The organism is Hyphomicrobium sp. (assembly GCF_019753045.1).
Lineage (GTDB): Bacteria > Pseudomonadota > Alphaproteobacteria > Rhizobiales > Hyphomicrobiaceae > Hyphomicrobium_B.
In genome coordinates, this window is record NZ_JAIELN010000006.1 from 158262 (window position 1) to 175139 (window position 16878).

At 60.6% G+C, this 16878-nt stretch carries 11 protein-coding genes; 6 read left to right on the forward strand and 5 right to left on the reverse strand.

Annotated features, from left to right (window positions below):
- The first annotated feature begins 3 nt into the window (after positions 1-3).
- From ftsA to ligA, 5 genes are all read left to right on the forward strand, one after another.
- Positions 4-1260 carry a cell division protein FtsA gene (gene ftsA, locus K2Q04_RS07540; protein ID WP_291161410.1) on the forward strand — a complete coding sequence of 419 codons (1257 nt, stop codon included), beginning with the start codon at positions 4-6 and terminating at the stop codon, positions 1258-1260.
- A 94-nt stretch (positions 1261-1354) separates the two neighbouring features.
- Positions 1355-2923, forward strand: coding sequence for a cell division protein FtsZ (gene ftsZ, locus K2Q04_RS07545; protein ID WP_291161414.1), 1569 nt, complete (start codon positions 1355-1357; stop codon positions 2921-2923).
- Between the two features lie 377 nt (positions 2924-3300).
- Positions 3301-4242, forward strand: a complete 942-nt coding sequence (lpxC, locus tag K2Q04_RS07550; protein ID WP_291161416.1) for a UDP-3-O-acyl-N-acetylglucosamine deacetylase — start codon at positions 3301-3303, stop codon at positions 4240-4242.
- Positions 4243-4480: 238 nt separating this feature from the next.
- A complete protein-coding gene (locus K2Q04_RS07555) occupies positions 4481-5350 on the forward strand; it encodes an outer membrane protein assembly factor BamD (protein ID WP_291161418.1) in 870 nt (289 codons plus the stop codon).
- A gap of 179 nt (positions 5351-5529) precedes the next feature.
- Positions 5530-7593 (forward strand): NAD-dependent DNA ligase LigA, encoded by a 2064-nt coding sequence (ligA, locus tag K2Q04_RS07560; protein WP_291161421.1) that lies wholly within the window; start codon positions 5530-5532, stop codon positions 7591-7593.
- Between the two features lie 3 nt (positions 7594-7596).
- Here ligA and K2Q04_RS07565 read toward each other — a convergent pair whose 3' ends face one another.
- From K2Q04_RS07565 to K2Q04_RS07580, 4 genes are all read right to left on the reverse strand, one after another.
- A complete protein-coding gene (locus K2Q04_RS07565) occupies positions 7597-7776 on the reverse strand; it encodes a hypothetical protein (protein WP_291161422.1) in 180 nt (59 codons plus the stop codon).
- Positions 7777-7866: 90 nt separating this feature from the next.
- Positions 7867-9678, reverse strand: coding sequence for an aminopeptidase P family protein (locus K2Q04_RS07570; RefSeq protein ID WP_291161425.1), 1812 nt, complete (start codon positions 9676-9678; stop codon positions 7867-7869).
- Between the two features lie 44 nt (positions 9679-9722).
- Positions 9723-10598 (reverse strand): 50S ribosomal protein L11 methyltransferase, encoded by an 876-nt coding sequence (locus tag K2Q04_RS07575; RefSeq protein ID WP_291161427.1) that lies wholly within the window; start codon positions 10596-10598, stop codon positions 9723-9725.
- 8 nt (positions 10599-10606) lie between these two features.
- A complete protein-coding gene (locus tag K2Q04_RS07580; protein WP_291161430.1) occupies positions 10607-12061 on the reverse strand; it encodes a TMEM143 family protein in 1455 nt (484 codons plus the stop codon).
- A gap of 339 nt (positions 12062-12400) precedes the next feature.
- On the opposite strand from K2Q04_RS07580, the gene K2Q04_RS07585 reads away from it, so the two are divergent.
- Positions 12401-13645, forward strand: a complete 1245-nt coding sequence (locus K2Q04_RS07585; RefSeq protein ID WP_291161433.1) for a J domain-containing protein — start codon at positions 12401-12403, stop codon at positions 13643-13645.
- Between the two features lie 541 nt (positions 13646-14186).
- Here K2Q04_RS07585 and K2Q04_RS07590 read toward each other — a convergent pair.
- Positions 14187-16640, reverse strand: coding sequence for an ATP-dependent helicase (locus K2Q04_RS07590; RefSeq protein WP_291161436.1), 2454 nt, complete (start codon positions 16638-16640; stop codon positions 14187-14189).
- Between the last annotated feature and the right edge of the window lie 238 nt (positions 16641-16878).

The following is a 16878-nucleotide window of genomic DNA, read 5'->3' on the forward strand; positions in this document are numbered from 1 at the left end:
TTTGTGGCGGATCGGCGCAATTACCGGACCTTCGGGCTTCTCGACATCGGCACCAGCAAGACTGTTGCGGCCGTTGTCGTGGCTGAATACATCGCTGGCGAAGCGAAGCCTTCGCTGCGGCTGGCGGGGCTTGGCCTGCAGCGTTCGAAGGGCATCAAAGCCGGTGTTTTGACGGATCTCGACGAAGCCGAATCGGTCGTTCGCGGCGTTATCGGTCAGGCCGAACGTGCGGCCGGCATTTCGGTCGGGGGCTTCACGCTGTCGGTCGCCGCCGGGCGGCTATCATCGGTTCATTGCACGGCACGAACGGACGTCGAGACTGGAAGCGTGACGCAAGACGATCTGGCCCGGCTCATGGCGGCCGGGGAAAGCTACGCCGAACGCAACGGACGGACGCTGATACATCTCAATCGTCTCGGCTACGAGGTCGACGGCGCAGGCGGCGTGCGCGACCCGCTCGGGCTTTCGGCGCGCCGGCTCTCGGCGGGGCTGCACGCCGTCACGGCGGATGAAGCGCCGTTGCGCAACCTGCTTGTTCTGGTCGACAGATGCTATGCGAGCTGCGACGGCCTGGTTGCCGCGCCTTACGCGAGCGCGCTTGCGGCAACGACCGCCGAGGAGCGGCAGTTCGGTGTTACATGCATCGATTTCGGGGCGGGAACGACGTCCATTGCGCTTTTCGCCGACGGCGCCTTCACCGGAACGGACGTTATTCCGGTCGGAAGCCAGCACATCACCTACGACATCGCAAAGGCGTTGCAGACGCCACTTGCTGAAGCCGAGCGAATCAAAACGCTTTATGGCACACTTCTCAATGCCCAGTCCGACGAGCACGAGTCGTTTTCCTATCCGATCGCCGGCGAAGAGGACGATGCGAGCTACGAAACGAGCAGAGCGCGGCTCACGGATATCATCCGTCCGCGCGTGCAGCAGATCATGGGGCTTGTGCGCGAGCGTTTGGGTTCCAACGCGGCAAGCCGCTACGCGGGGGACAAGGTTGTTCTGACGGGCGGAGCCAGCCAACTTCTGGGATTGCCGGAATTCGTCGCCCACGAGTTCGGCAGGACCGTACGTGTTGGACGGCCAACGGATCTTCCCGGTCTCAACGCAAGCCTCGCGGGACCGCAGCTTGCTACGTTGTCGGGGCTGGCGCTGATCGCGGCGCGCGGCGACGGCGAACATAGCGTGGCTCGGGGCCGGAAGACGGTGACGCAAGGGTATCTCGGCCGTGTCGGTACATGGCTCAAGGGCGGGTTTTGAACGTGTCGCATAGAGGGCTGCAATCGTCGACGACGTGGGCGCGGGGGCTCATCGAATTCGTGCGAAGCGGCGAACTATCAAAGTCGGGGAAGCTATGAGCATCAAGCTGCAATTGCCGAAACTGGTCGACGCCAAGCCGCGGATCACCGTGATCGGCGTCGGCGGCGCGGGGTGCAATGCCGTCAACAATATGATCGCAGCCGGATTGCAAGGCGTGCAATTCGTGGTCGCGAACACGGACGCGCAATCCCTCGAGGCATCAAGTGCCGAGCATCGCATCCAGCTCGGCGTCAATCTGACGGAAGGGCTCGGCGCTGGCGCGCGGCCGGAGATCGGCGAAGCGGCCGCTGAAGAGGCGCTCGAAGAACTTCGCACGCATATTGCCGGCGCGCATATGGTGTTCATCGCAGCCGGTATGGGCGGCGGCACCGGAACCGGTGCTGCGGCCGTCATCGCCCGCATCGCGCGCGAACTCGGCGCCCTCACGGTTGGCGTCGTCTGTAAGCCGTTTCAGTTCGAAGGCGCGCGGCGCATGCGCATCGCGGAGGCGGGCGTGCAGAGCCTTCGCCATCTCGTCGATACGCTCATCGTCATTCCGAACCAGAACCTCTTCCGCATCGCGAACGAGCGCACGACCTTCGCCGAAGCCTTCGTGCTTGCCGACCAGGTGCTCTATTCGGGCGTCGCGTGCATCGTCGAGCTGGTGCTGAAGGAAGGCCTCATCAATCTCGATTTCGCCGACGTCAGGACCGTCATGAGCGGTATGGGCACGGCGATGATGGGTACCGGCGAAGCGACTGGCGAAAGGCGCGCGGTTCTCGCTGCGGAAGAGGCAATTGCCAATCCGCTGCTTGACGACGTGACGCTCCGCGGCGCCAAGGGTCTGCTGCTGTCGATTTCTGGCGGCCGCGAAATGACGCTCTATGAGGTCGACGAGGCGGCGAGCCGGATTCGGCAGGAAGTCGATCCCGATGCGAACATCATCGTCGGCGCGACGTTCGAAGAACAACTCGGCGACCGCTTGCGGGTGTCGATCGTGGCCTCGGGCATGAACCGGGCGGCCGAATCGATCGTCGGCCAGCAGGGCGGGTTGCGCGCGATTGCGGGATCGCCGGCTGCACAGCCAGCCACCGCGCCCCAGGCTTCGCAGTATCAAGCTCCGCCGCATCAGGCCCAGCAACAACGGCCCGCGCCGCATCAGCATAACCAGGGCGCTCCGGTTCCACCGCCGCCGGGCGATTTGCAGCGGCGTCTGGCCGAGGCTCTGCAACCTTCTAATGGTCAGCAGGGGCAGAATATTTCCCATTCTGTCCACAGCGAACCTGCACGACAGAATCGTGACAGTTGGATTGCCCCCGGGAACGTTATGATCGAGGACGGGCTGGAGAATTTTCCTCCCCTCTCAGGCAACGCTTTGTTACGTACGCCGCCGCTCCCTGCGGGGTCTCCGGCCCAAAATTACGACTCCCGATTCGAGCCGCAGGCACCCGCCGAAATTCATCGCGGATCGCGTCGTCTGCCGGGCATCGAAGAATTTCCTCCGCAGGCGCAGAAAGAATGGAACGCACACCACGGATCGGGTTCCCGATCGGGTGCTAGAGATGCAGAAGAGCCAAGAAAACCGGGGCTTCTTGAACGTTTCGCGGGCAGGGGAAGAAAATAGCGCGAAGGCCTGAAATTTGTTTTGAATGCGCTGCGCTTTCGAATTTAAATCGTGAAAAAAGCGTGGCGAGAGCAGGCGATTTTTCAGGCGGAAAACGCGGAGAAAATGGGGCTGCATCAAGACCGCGTCGACGTCAAGCATGGTTGCCAAACCGTAACACAGTGTAAGAAAGCGTGATTTGTCGGTGTTTGGCGAAGCAGTTAGCTTTTGTGCATCGACCACTTGTGATGCGCCTTTGATCAGAGCTGACACGGCCCAAAATAAGGCTGGCTCGCTCTGAACTTTAAGGGGATCGTCCAAACGGGGTCAGGGGGTTTGGTAGGCCGCATTAATGCTGGGGAGCAGCGGCCAGCCAAAAGAATGAGGGACGGCGCTGTATGTCGAATCGATTCATCGGTGCGCGGCAAACCACGCTTGCCCGCGAGATCCAGTTGACAGGCACGGGGGTGCACAGCGGAGCTCCGGTATCACTCACACTGCATCCAGCAGAGGCTGATACTGGGCTCCGCTTTCTCGTTACGAAACGAGGAAAAGTCATTTCGGAAATCGCGGCGCACGTAGCTAACGTCAAAAATCTTACGCTCTGTACCGTCATCGGCGACGGCGCCGGAACAACGGTCGGAACAGTCGAACATCTTCTCGCCGCCCTTCGCGGCCTTTCAATCGACAACCTCTATATCGAGATCGACAGCAAAGAAGTTCCGATCATGGACGGCAGCTCGGCGGTATTCGTCGATGCCATTGATCGGGTCGGCATTCGCGAGCTTTCCGAGCCGCGCAAATACATCAAGGTTCTGAAGCCGGTCCGCGCAGAGGAAAACGGCTGCTGGGGCACTCTCGAACCGCATGCAGGCTTCCGCATGGACGTCGAGATCGACTTCTCATCCCCCATCATCGGCAATCAGCGGCTCCAGTACGAAATGAGCCCCGGCATCTTCCGCCACGAGATTTCCCGCGCCCGCACGTTCGGGTTCATGAGCGACGTCGAGAAGCTGTGGAAGGCCGGTCTGGCGCTCGGCGCCGATCTGACGAACACGGTAGCGATCGGCGAAGACAAGATCATGAACAAGGAAGGGCTCCGCTATCCGCAGGAGTTCGTCCGCCACAAGATGCTCGACGCTGTTGGCGATCTGGCCCTTGCCGGTATGCCGCTGCTCGGCGCTTATCGCTCCTACAGAGGCGGCCATCGCCTGAATTCGATGGTCCTGCAGGCGCTGTTCGCTGACGCTTCGAACTGGGAAATCGCGCAGGCGCCTCGTGCTCGTGCTACCCGGTCGCCGGTTCATCTCGTCCCGCAGACCGTTGTCGCAGCGGAATAAGCGAACGGCGCTTGTTTCATGCTTGAATTGGCGCCCGATCTGGGCGCCATTCTTTTCGGCGGCAGCCCGGAATGCACCACATTCGGGTTTTAGCCTAACAAGGAGGGGCCGTTGGCGGGGATATGCTGACGATTCATCTTTCGGGGCGAGCTTCGGGGTGCTATCCGCATGCAGTCGTCGTCAGAGTTTGGCCGACGTTGACAACAACGTAAGCCAGTGTGGAAAAGCAACGCGGCGCATGATGAGAACGACGCGAGAAATCACAAGAGTTCTGAAGGCTGCGGCGATCGTAGCGGCGCTTGCCGTCGGCGGCTGCGCAAGCAACAAGCTGGATACTTCGGCTCTAAATCCCGATCCGCCCAGCAAAATGTTTGCTGATGCCGATGCGATGATGGCCAAAGGCAATTTCGACGACGCCGCTCAGAAATTCGAATCGGTCGACCGCGAGCATCCGTATTCGCAAGAGGCTCGCCGCTCCATCGTCATGGCTGCTTACGCTTATTATCGCGCGGGCAAGTCGCCCGAGGCGATCGCCTCGGCCGAGCGTTACGTCACCATGCATCCGGGCACGAAGGAAGCGCCGCTGGCGCACCACATCATCGCCTCTGCCTACTTCGATGATTTGAAGACCGCCAACCGCGATCAGACGCCAGCTCGAAAGGCGCTCGAACAGTTCAAGATATTGAAGAGCCGGTATCCTGAAAGCGAGTATGCGCGCGAAGCCGATAACAAGATCCGTATCTGCCAGGACAACCTCGCTGCGAACGAGATGGAAGTCGGCCGGTACTATCTCGACAAACACAACTACGTGGGCGCGATAAATCGCTTCAAGACGGTGGTGAGCGATTACCAGACGACGGCGCACGTCGAAGAAGCGCTGGCGCGATTGGTCGAGAGCTACATGGCGCTGGGCATCACCAAGGAAGCGCAGAACGCGGCGGCAGTGCTTGGCCACAACTATCCGGACAGCAAGTGGTACAAGGATTCCTACGCGCTGCTGCAATCCGACGGTTTGGCCCCGCGCGAGGATGGCGGATCGTGGCTCTCCAAGGCATGGAACTCCGTGCCCAAGCTCAGCGTACCTAAAATGAGCTTCGGGAACGGCTGATTTGCCGGTTTCCGTCTGAAAATAGCCTCGTGCTAGAATTTGAAGCGCGGCCGGAGATCCTGCCGCGCTTTCTGCTTTGCTTCCCGTGATCCGAGATCGTCATGTCTCCAGCAGGTTCAAAAAAGAGATCGAAGGGCAGCGCTTCCGCGCCTTCAAAAGAGGAAGCTCCCGAGGCGGAGATGGCTCGGCTTGTGGCCGAGATCTCGCACCACGACGAACTCTATTACCGGCAAGACGCGCCGGAAATTTCCGATGCCGAGTATGATGCGCTTCGGCGTCGTTTGGACGAACTCGAGAAGGCGCACCCCGAGCTTCGCCGCGCCGGTAGTCCGACGGAGACTGTCGGCGCCGCGCCGGTCTCGGCATTCGGTAAGATCCGCCACGATGTTCCGATGCTGTCGCTCGGCAACGCCTTCGACGATCAGGACGTCGTCGATTTCGTCGAGCGCGTGCGCCGCTTTCTGAAGCTTGGCGACACCGACGTCTTGGAGGTTACGGCCGAGCCGAAGATCGACGGGCTGTCGATTTCCATCCGCTACGAGGCGGGCGTTCTCGTCCAGGCGGCGACGCGCGGCGATGGCACGGAAGGCGAGAACGTAACGGCGAACATCAAAACGGTCCGCGAAATCCCGCACACGCTCAAGGGCCGCGATATCCCCGATGTTATCGAGATCCGTGGCGAGATCTATCTCGGGCACAAGGATTTCGAGAAGCTCAACGCGGCGCAGGCGGCGAGTGGCGACAAGGTTTTCGCCAATCCGCGAAATGCGGCTGCAGGGTCGCTTCGGCAACTCGATGCGTCGATCACGGCAAAACGGCCGCTGCGGTTTTTTGCTTACACCTGGGGTGCCGCATCGGAACTCCCCGCCGATACGCAAGCCGGCGTCGTCGCGGCTTTCAAGCGGTGGGGTTTACCGGTCAATCCGCTGATGCACGTCGCGACGAAGATCGAGGATTTGCTCGCATTCTACCGCGATATCGAGCGGGACCGGGCGGGGCTCGGCTACGACATCGACGGTGTCGTCTACAAGGTCAACCGGCTCGATTACCAGGATCGGCTCGGGTTCGTGTCGCGGTCGCCGCGCTGGGCCATTGCGCATAAGTTCGCCGCGGAGCGCGCGACGACAGTGCTCGAAAAGATCGATATTCAGGTTGGGCGGACCGGGGCTCTCACGCCGGTCGCCAAGCTTCGCCCGGTGACGGTCGGCGGTGTCGTCGTGTCGAACGCTACGCTGCATAACGAGGACGAGATCGCGCGGAAGGACATTCGCGAAGGCGATACGGTCGTCGTCCAGCGTGCGGGCGATGTCATCCCGCAGGTCGTCGAGGTTGTGCTCGACAAGCGGCCCTCTCATACGAAGCCATACGAATTTCCGACGGTCTGTCCGGTTTGCGGCAGCCACGCCGTGCGCGAGTCCGTGGAAGAAACCGGGAAGGCAGACGTCGTCCGCCGCTGCACCGGAGGGCTAATCTGTCCGGCGCAAGTGAAGGAGCGTCTCAAACATTTCGTCTCCCGGAACGCGTTCGACATCGACGGGCTCGGGGCGGAGAAGATCGAGTTCTTCTTCGATACCGGCCGTATCAAGTCACCGGCCGACATCTTCACGCTCGAGGGACGCGATCGGGATTCCGACGAGCCGCTGACGAAGGTCAGAGGGTTCAAGGAGACTTCGGTCCGCAAGCTTTTTTCGGCGATTGAAGCGCGGCGAGAAGTGGCGCTCGATCGCTTTCTTTTTGCTCTCGGCATCCGGCATATCGGAGAGACGACGGCGAAGGATCTCGCCAAGGCCTACGGCACGTTCGAAGCATTGCGAGCGGCCGTCGATGCTGCGATCGAAGGCGGCAAAGGCAGCGATGCTTATGAGGACATCGACAATATCGAAGGCATCGGCGAGACGGTCGTCGATGCGCTCGTCGATTTCTTCGGCGAGCAGCACAATCGGGAGCAGGTCGATGCGCTCTTGAACGAGGTGACGGTCAAGCCATACGAGCGGATCCAAACGAAAGCCTCGCCCGTGACCGGCAAGACGGTCGTTTTCACCGGAACACTGACGAAGCTCACGCGAAATGAAGCGAAGGCGCAGGCGGAACGACTTGGTGCGAAGGTTTCAGGATCGGTTTCGAAAAAGACGGATTACGTCGTCGCGGGGGCCGAGGCGGGTTCCAAGCTCGACAACGCGCGGGCTCTGGGCGTGACGGTGCTCGACGAGGACGGGTGGATCGCGCTCGTCGGGCAAGGTTGACGATCAGGCTGACGCGAGCGAAATGAAAATTTCGCCGTCGCGGATCGTTACCTCGATGGCTTCGTCACCGTCGGCGGCCTGTGCAAGAAGCGCGACGATATTTTCGGGCCGCGTCACGTCTAGGATCGCTTTTAGCGGCTCGGGAAAATGCGGTGCTGCGCTTAGTTCGTTGATCTGGAACATCGATGCTCTCCCTCATGCTCATGCATGTGGAGACCTAAGCGATTGCGAACATTTTTCGCTGTAACCGATGGGACAGGCGCAGCGCGCGAACTAGACCGGCTGCGTCGCCTGCTTCAGCCAATTGCGCGCGGACGGATCGAGACCCGGTCCGAGCGTCTCGAAGACGTGTTTGTGATAGGCGTTGAGCCAATCGCGCTCGCTCGTATCCAGCATTTTGGGAACGATCAGCCGGCGGTCGATGGGTGCGAGGGTCAGCGTTTCGAAAGCCATCATCTCGCGATCGCCGTCCTCGACGGGTTCGGGCTGCGTGACCAGGACGACATTCTCGATGCGAATGCCGTATTCGCCCACTTTGTAATAGCCGGGCTCGTTCGAGATCAGCATTCCGGCGTGAAGCGGCGCCATTCCCGCGCGCGATATCGACTGCGGGCCCTCATGCACGGAAAGATAACTGCCGATGCCGTGTCCTGTCCCGTGATCGAAATCGGCGCCGATTTGCCATAGCGCACGGCGGGCGAAGGGATCGAGATCAATGCCGCGCGTGCCTTTCGGGAACATCGCCGTGGCGACAGCGATATGACCCTTTAGAACGGCCGTGAAATGGCGCTTCATGTCTTCGCTCGGCTCGCCGATCGCGATCGTGCGCGTGATGTCGGTCGTACCGTCGGGATATTGTCCGCCGCTGTCGATCAGGAAGAGTTCGCCCGGACGCATCCGGCGATTGGTGTCTTCGGTGACGCGATAGTGGACGATGGCGCCGTTGGGGCCGGAGCCCGATATCGTCGGAAAACTCACGTCGCGCAGCATGTTCGTGTCGCGGCGAAATTCTTCGAGCTTCTGAACGGCCGTGATTTCGTCAAGCGTTCCATCCGCAGCCCAATCATCGAGCCACGCAAGGAAACGAACGACGGCGTGACCATCGCGGACGTGTGCGGCGCGCGCGCCGATGACTTCGGCGTCGGTCTTGATCGCTTTCGGAACGATGCAAGGGTCTTGTCCGCGAGAGATCAGCTTCGATCCGAGCTGCGCTTCGAACCAATAGGCTGCCGTCTCTGTATCGAGACGCACGGGTTTGCCCTTCGCCTTGAGTTCTTTCAAGCGTGCGGCGAGTGTCGCCGGGGAAAGTAGCTTGGCCACGGGCGCGACGGCGGCGCGGGCTTCGGGATCGAAACGGTCGGGCTCAATGAAGAGTTCGGCTTTGCCGCTCGCGGGCACGATTGCGAAGGCAAGCGCGACCGGATTATGCGCGACATCGCTGCCGCGAATGTTGAACAGCCAGCAGATCGAATCCGGCAGTGTAAGAATGACGGCGCTTTGACCCTCATCCTTGAGGCGCGTTTGCAGCTCAGCGACTTTGTCCGCCGGGGTTCTGCCGGCGAAGGCGATCGGTTGCGCGATCACGGGATTTTGCGGCGGCGCCGGGCGCGCCTTGCCCCAGATCACATCTATCGGATTTTTCGTGAGTGGCTTGAGCTTCACGCCCTTCGGGGCAAGCGCCTTTTGCAGCCGTTCAATCTCGCCGGCCGTATGGTTCCACGGATCGAAGCCGATGACCTGGGTTTTTCCCAAATGCCCGATCAGCCATTCCGAGAGCTTATTCCGCGGCAGCAGTGAAACTTCGAAAATTTTCGTGTCGGTTTCGGCGCCGGCTTGGACCGTGTAGCGGCCGTCGACCATGAGGACGGCGGATCGCTTCGTGACGACGGCAATTCCGGCCGAGCCTGAAAATCCCGTCAGCCATTTCAGGCGCTCGGCGCACGCCGGCACATATTCGCCCTGATGCTTGTCGGCGCGCGGAACGAGAACGGCGTCGATTTTCGCTTGTGCCATCCACGAGCGAAGCGCCTTCACGCGTTCGGCGACGCGCTCGGGCTCGGATTGGGATTGAAACGTCTGCAGCATGGGTCAGTTTCTAAGCGGCAGATTTCGAGTGGGCAATGGCGATTTCAGCGCCGCTCGAGAGTCAGTGTGGACCAACCCGTCAGGCGGTCGTGGCGGGCGAGCGAGAAGCCATGAGCACGATAGGTGGCGATGACCTCGGGGGCCTGAGGAATGAGAATGCCCGAGAGGACCAACGTCCCGCCGGGTATGACGGAACGGGAGATCGAGGGCGCGAGACGGATCAGGGGGCCTGCGAGGATGTTGGCGATGAAGAGGTCGAACGGCGCGCGGGTCCGGACTTTGGGATGCGCCAGGCCATTTCCAACGACGAGCGCGATGCGGCTCGCGGCGCCGTTGAGCCGAACGTTCTCGGTCGCGACTTTCACCGATTGCGGGTCCATGTCGGCGGCGATGATTTCGGCATGGGGCAAGGCTTTCGATGCGGCGATTGCCAGCACGCCCGAGCCGCAGCCGAGGTCGAAGACCCATTGAAACGAGCGCGAACGCGTCAGCCGGTCGATGGCGAGAAGGCATCCGAGCGTCGTCGCGTGATGCGCGGTGCCGAATGCTTCACCGGCGTCGATCAGGATCGCGTTCGGGCCGCCGGCTATGCGTCCCTTGTCGTGACTACCGTGAATCGTAAAGCGCCCGGCGTGGACCGGCGGCAGCGCGGCTTGCGAAATCGCGACCCAGTTGAGGTCGGGGACGGTTTCGACGGTGAAAGGCGGCAATGTCCCCTGGACGAGCGGTCCGAGTTCGGCCGCGAGGTCGCGGTCGCCGGCTTCGACGTCGAAGTAGGCTTCGAGACGCCACCGGTCGAGGCCATCTTCAAAGACGGTCAATGCGTCGGGCGGCGGCTCTATCAGGTCTTGAAGCGCGTTGCCGGTCTCGTAGGCCAGGGATCGGTCGCCAAACTGCGCCGCGAATTTTTTGAATGCCATTTGATGTTTCAGTTCGAGGGTCTGCCCTCGAACTCGTAGCCTTCCGTGCTGACGGGATCGGGTAGGTGGTCAAGGAACAAGTCCCACTTGTCGTCGATATGCTTCGCCGCTTCAGCCGGGGGCAATGTGACGAAGCTGCCGTCCGGCTTTTCGACGACGATGCCGTCGCGGATCAAGCGATCGAGCGCGTCGTCGATTTCGAAATCGATTTTCACGCCGAAGGTTCGGGTCAAATAACTCTCGATCGCAAGGTCGATGGACGGCAGATCGGCGCGCGTCGACTTCTCCTTTGCGAGAACGCTATAGAGCAACATCTCTTCTTTCACATCCTCTTCGGCGCCGCGGGCTGCGATTTTCAGGATGACGCCGCGGTTGTCGGCCATGGTGTGGAAGTAGAGGTTCTGCGCCATGATGACCATGTAACGCTGCTTCTGGTTAAGGAAGCCCATGGCTTGCCGAAAGGCGATGCCGCCAATGCCGGCAAGCGCACCGATCGCCGCGATCGGATTGCTCATCAATAGAGCGACCTTGCCGGCCGCACCGGCCGCGCCCATGCCGAGGCCGCCGCTGGCCGTCACACCGAGGCGAAGCTTGTCCATCGGCCGGAACCGGACTTCGGTGTTCGGGAAGATCATTTCGACGTCGGTGCGTGGGATGTTCTTGAAGAGCTTTAGGTAGATATTCTTCTCATTCATGCTCTTCGGAAAATGCGCGCGGCTGCGGGTAACGTATTTCTCGGCCGCCTCGCGCGAGAGCTTCATGTCGCGCATCGCTTCTTCGATGCACGCCTCGGCCGTCTTCAACTTGAACATCAAGCAAAGCCGCTGGAAGACCGGAACGTTGAATTCTTCCTTGCGCAAAAATTTGCGAAGGCGCCGCTTTTCATATTTCCGGTTCGTCGCGCCGCGATAATAGATCGCGATCCTCTCGAAAGCTTTCATATCGACGAACAGGTCGAGGCCGTAGTGGCTGTCGCGGGTCAGAATAATGTCGATGTTGTTTGGATCGATGCGCTCATAATTGGCCCGCTGCAGCAGGCTTTCGACGCCCTCGAAAACACGATGCTGTAATGCCGCGCGGTCGTCGTCGGAAAAGCTGCGCGTCATCAGCAGGTCGCTATCGGGCGAGAACGCCTCGTAAGTCTGTTCGAGATCGAGCAGCAGCGCAAAGTATTGCTGCTGGCGCCAGTAATCGAGGTAGCGGAAAAAGCGCCGGGCATCGGCAGCTTGTCCTGCCGGCCAGAGCCAAGGTTTCGTCAGCCGGTCCAATAGCGCAAAACGGGTTACCGGAATGAAGCGTTCGCGTTTACGCGTGTCGTCGGGCTTCAGGATATCGATCGGCTGCCTTTCGACATCCTCGTGGAGTTCGGCGGGCTTGGCCTCGAGGTCCGCCAAGTCAGCGAGCCGTTGAAACAGGCCTTGCCTCCGGCGTAACCGGTCCTCCGCAAAGTCTGCCGATGACATGCACTGACTCCCCGAACTTTTGTTTTTCGATCCAGCTTCTTACGCAATGAAGTTCATAGCGAGTCGCTGAAGTTGATGTCGAGCGTTGCAGCTCTTCATCGCGGAAAGATGACGAGCATTTCCCGGGGAGCGGTGCTCAATAGCCGCCCCTCTGCCAGTTGATTATACATCGCTAAGTTCCCTCGGGTCCTCAATTTTTCGGTTCATAACTTTCATTTTCGCCTTAGTAGAACCGATCTTTGGCTAGGATCATGCACAACTGGAATTAGAGGGGATTTCGTTTCAGGGGCGCACGTTATGGGGGCTTTGCGTATTTTGGCCTCGGGCCTTGCGGTTTGCATGGTCCTTGGGAGCGGTGGCGTCGTCGCCGCCGACGAACTCGTTCTACCTTATAGTTGCACGATGGACGGAGGCGTGCCTCGCCTCTCGCCCTCGGAAGAGAATACCTATCGCATCATCGGTCCCCGCGAGGACCTCGCTTTCCCGTCATGCTCAGGCTCGGCCGCGTGGACGTGCGAAACGATGATGATCTACAAATTTTCGATCAATTGCGGCGGGCAGCGTGTGGCCTGGTCGAGGGTCGCCGCGTCAGCTCGGGCGTTGGGCGTTCATTTGCCCGAGCGACTCCCGGCCGGTTACGCTCCCGTGAGCAAGCTGAGGGGCCGTTTTGTATTCCCAGGATTCGCGCATACCACGATGCTACCGCAGGTCGCGTCGCAAACTCTTGCAGCCGACGCGGTCATCTTGCCAGCCGCTCTTCGCTCAGAACGGGAGCCTGCGGCGACGCAATGGGTCACCGTCGTTGATCCGGAAGCTGCACCGGCCGCATCGCCAAGCTCGGGGAATGCCCTGAAAGTTGCGGGCGTTGTCTCCACACTGCTCGCCTCGCTGATGGCGGCCTGTCTGGTTTTCGTTCGCCGGCGGCAACTCGCGTCGTTCGAGTTTCTGCAATTTGCGGCAGGGGATGGATCGCTGCCGGCACGCGTTTGGGAGTTTGTGGCGGCCCCATTCGTTCGCGGAGCGGCCGCTTTCCGCAAGAGCTATAAAAGCTATGAAGCCGCGTCGGCCGACTATGGCGAGGATGGCGAAGATTCCAATCCGCTCGCTCAGCTGCATGTTCGATTGCATGAAACCGAGCTTCTTGTTGCGGGGCTTCCCAGAGATCTTTTGTTGCGTGATGTGCTCGCGTCCGAACTCGACAGCTTGTACGACCGCGCGTCTGAACTCGGTCGCCGCATCACGCAGATCGGACCGGAGAAGTTGCGATCAGCTTTCCGCGCGATTACTCGGGATCTCGACCGCATCACGCGCATTGCGCAAGGCGCAGCTCCCGCGCCGCAGGACGAACGTGCCGCTTCCCATGAGCCCGATGCACCGTCGACGATTTTTGAGGCTTACAGAATTCTCGGGCTCAATCCCGATGCGCCGGATGCTGCGGTGAAGAAAATCGTGGATGCGTTGCGGATGTCCTGGCACCCGGACCATGCGCGCGACGAGGCTGATCGCCGCTATCGCGAACAGCGGATCAAGCAGATCAATGCTGCGTGGGATTTATTGAAAGTCCGAACGGCGGCGGCAGCTTGAGCCGTATTCTCAAAATAACAACGGCACCGCTCGAGAGCGATGCCGTTGCGAGTCCGAATGCGTTTTTCTCTCAATTTCAAGATGAGTAGCGATGGGCGACCGGAAGGTTTCGAATTTCCTCCTCGGTCAGCGGTGGTGTGTCAGTCAGCAGGTAATTCCTGCGATTCGCCCGGCTCAAATCACGCTGCGCACCAATCCGCCGCGACGGAACATCCCCGTCCTGTCCGCGCACGACGCCTATCTTACCCCTTAATGGAAAGCGGTAAGTGCTCATTGGATAGCTCCTTTCAAGGACTCTACCCTCCCAAACGAACGTCCCCCGTTTCGGTTTCATGTCCCCGCAAATTTTCTTGTAGATCAGGGACTTGAACGCAAGACACGCCCGATCATCGCCGGCATGCCAGCGACGTAAACGACTGCTCTAGCTGATGAACCCCCACGCTCAACGAGCTGGGGATAACATGTTGTACAATTGCGGCAATACCAAGAAATTTCGCGGCAAGAATTGGACACGGTTCGAGCATTAGGTTTCGCAGAACTGTCATATCAGGTCAACGAAACTTGCGACGACACGCTTTATCTCGCCGTCGTCGAACTCGATCGTCAGCTTATTACCATCGACGTTAGTTACGGTTCCGTCGCCGAATTTTTCGTGGCGGACGCGCGATCCGGTTTTGAACGAAGGCGCGTTGGCGGTGGAAGCTGCAACAAGTTCTCCCTCAAGCGTCAGCGGTCCTCGCGATCTCTTTTTCTTGTCCTGCTTGCTACCGCTACTCCAGGACTGCTGAGCGCGCTGCCATCCCGGGGTATTGTAAGTCGATCTGAAGGGTTCGGATGAGCCCGGGCGATCGAAACGGCTTTGGCCGAAGCCTCCGCCATAACCGAACGGGTCCGGCCTGCCGCCGAATGGCGTCTCGCTTTCGACAACCTCGACAGTCGCCACGGGAAGTTCGTCGACGAAGCGGGAAGGGAGTGCCGACTGATAAAGGCCGTGCGTTCGACGGTTCTGGGCGAACGAAATCTTCGCAAGGCGTTTCGCGCGGGTGATGCCGACATAGGCGAGCCGCCGCTCTTCCTCGAGTCCGGCTTTGCCGCTTTCGTCCATCGAGCGCTGATGGGGGAACAAACCTTCCTCCCAGCCCGGCAGGAAGACGATGCCGAATTCCAATCCTTTGGCGCCGTGCAGCGTCATCAACGAAACCCGATCGCCATCGCTCCCTTGTTCGGCGTCCATGACGAGGGAGACGTGCTCGAGGAAGCCTTGCAACGAGTCGAAGTCGTGCATGAAGCGCACGAGTTCCTTGAGGTTTTCGAGGCGCGACTGGGATTGAGGACTCTTATCCGCCTGCCACATTGCCGTGTAGCCGGACTCATCGAGGATCTGTTCGGCGAGATCGGTATGGCGCATGTGTTCCAAGTTGGCGCGCCAGCGTTCGAATGACTGCGTGAGATCGAACAACGATTTTCGCGCGCGAGGCGTCAGCTCATCCGTTTCGACGATCTCTCGCGCGGCCTGATAGAGAGGAATGGCCCGGGCGCGCGCCAGCTCGTGGACGCGCTTGACCGTCGTGTCGCCAAGGGCACGCTTCGGCACGTTGACGATGCGCTCGAATTTGAGATCGTTCGCTGGGTTGGCGACGACATCGAGGTAGGCAATCGCGTCCTTGATTTCCTGGCGCTCGTAAAAGCGCGGGCCGCCGATGACGCGGTAGGGAAGACCGAGCGTGATGAAGCGGTCTTCGATGGCGCGCATCTGGGAGGATGCCCGCACCAGAACGGCCATATCGTTCAGCCGCTCGTTCTTGCGCTGCAATCTCTCTATCGACTCGCCGATGGCGCGGGCTTCGGCCTCGTCGTCCCAGAAATTCGCGACGGTGACTTTTGATCCGGCGGCGCCGTCCGTGAACAGGGTCTTGCCGAGCCTGCCGTCGTTCTTGGCAATGAGCCCGGAAGCGGCGGCGAGGATGTTTGCCGTCGAGCGATAGTTGCGCTCAAGGCGGATGACCTTGGCTCCGGGGAAATCCTTTTCGAAGCGGAGGATGTTGTCGACCTCGGCACCACGCCAGCCATAAATCGACTGATCGTCGTCGCCGACGCAGCAGATGTTTGGCGATCCCTTGGCCAGGAGCCGCAGCCACAGATATTGGGCGACGTTGGTGTCCTGGTATTCGTCAACGAGGATATAGCGGAAGCGGCGATGATAATCGGCGAGGACGTCGGGGTGATCGCGGAATAACCGGATACATTCGAGCAGCAGATCGCCGAAATCGCAGGCGTTGAGGTCCTTCAGCCGCGCCTGATAGGCCGCGTACAGGAGCGCGCCCTTGCCGGCGGCGAAATTGTAGGCTTCGCCTTCGGGAACTTTATCCGGGGTGAGGCCGCGATTTTTCCAGCCGTCGATCTGGTTTGCGAGTTGACGCGCGGGCCAGCGGTCTTTGTCCACGCCGTTGGCTTCGAGGACCTGCTTCAGCAGGCGCACCTGATCATCGTCGTCGAGAATCGTGAAGCCAGGCTTCAGGCCGACAAGCTCGACATGGCGGCGCAGGATTTTGACGCCGATGGAATGGAACGTGCCGAGCCACTGCATGCCTTCGAGCGTGCCGCCGATCAGCGTGCCAATCCGTTCGCGCATTTCGCGGGCGGCTTTGTTCGTGAACGTCACAGCGAGAATTTGTGACGGGTAGGCGCGGCCGGTCGCCAGGATATGGGCGATGCGCGTCGTCAGAACCCGTGTTTTTCCGGTGCCGGCGCCAGCGAGCACCAGCAGCGGTCCTTCCGTCGTTTCGACGGCGTCACGCTGTTCGGGATTGAGGCCATCGAGATACGTCGGCTGGCCGCGCGCCGCCGCGACCGCACGCGCCGAAATCGACGGGCTGTTCTTGTCGTCGTGGCGCGGAGCTTTGGGCGCGGGCGCCTCGGGGAGATCGAACGGCGGATCGTCGTCGTGCGGCAAATCTCCGCTTCCGGCGGCGTTCGGCTTCTGAATTGAGGTCATGGCACTCAGGTAAACCACCGAGGCTGATCGTACAACCGGCGCGGCGCGGCGCCGCGGCTTCGCCAACAGCGTTGCGGCAGCGATCCACAACTATTCAAGTGTTTGGAAAGCCGAACATTTCGGGGCGAGCGACGCGCACGGGTTTCCGGCATTGGGACGCCTTTCCGGGGAAAGGCGCGCGGGCGCTTTTGTCCATCGCAGCATAAATCCGACCTCGTTTGTGTGGCGATTGAGAATT

Coding starts and splice junctions, on each gene's coding strand:
- K2Q04_RS07580 (WP_291161430.1), bottom strand. CDS start 12,061: ATGTCATCGGCAGACTTTGCGGAGGACCGGTTACGCCGGAGGCAAGGC.
- K2Q04_RS07565 (WP_291161422.1), bottom strand. CDS start 7,776: ATGTTCCAGATCAACGAACTAAGCGCAGCACCGCATTTTCCCGAGCCG.
- K2Q04_RS07590 (WP_291161436.1), bottom strand. CDS start 16,640: ATGACCTCAATTCAGAAGCCGAACGCCGCCGGAAGCGGAGATTTGCCG.
- K2Q04_RS07585 (WP_291161433.1), top strand. CDS start 12,401: ATGGTCCTTGGGAGCGGTGGCGTCGTCGCCGCCGACGAACTCGTTCTA.
- K2Q04_RS07555 (WP_291161418.1), top strand. CDS start 4,481: ATGATGAGAACGACGCGAGAAATCACAAGAGTTCTGAAGGCTGCGGCG.
- ligA (WP_291161421.1), top strand. CDS start 5,530: ATGGCTCGGCTTGTGGCCGAGATCTCGCACCACGACGAACTCTATTAC.
- K2Q04_RS07570 (WP_291161425.1), bottom strand. CDS start 9,678: ATGCTGCAGACGTTTCAATCCCAATCCGAGCCCGAGCGCGTCGCCGAA.
- ftsZ (WP_291161414.1), top strand. CDS start 1,355: ATGAGCATCAAGCTGCAATTGCCGAAACTGGTCGACGCCAAGCCGCGG.
- K2Q04_RS07575 (WP_291161427.1), bottom strand. CDS start 10,598: ATGGCATTCAAAAAATTCGCGGCGCAGTTTGGCGACCGATCCCTGGCC.
- lpxC (WP_291161416.1), top strand. CDS start 3,301: ATGTCGAATCGATTCATCGGTGCGCGGCAAACCACGCTTGCCCGCGAG.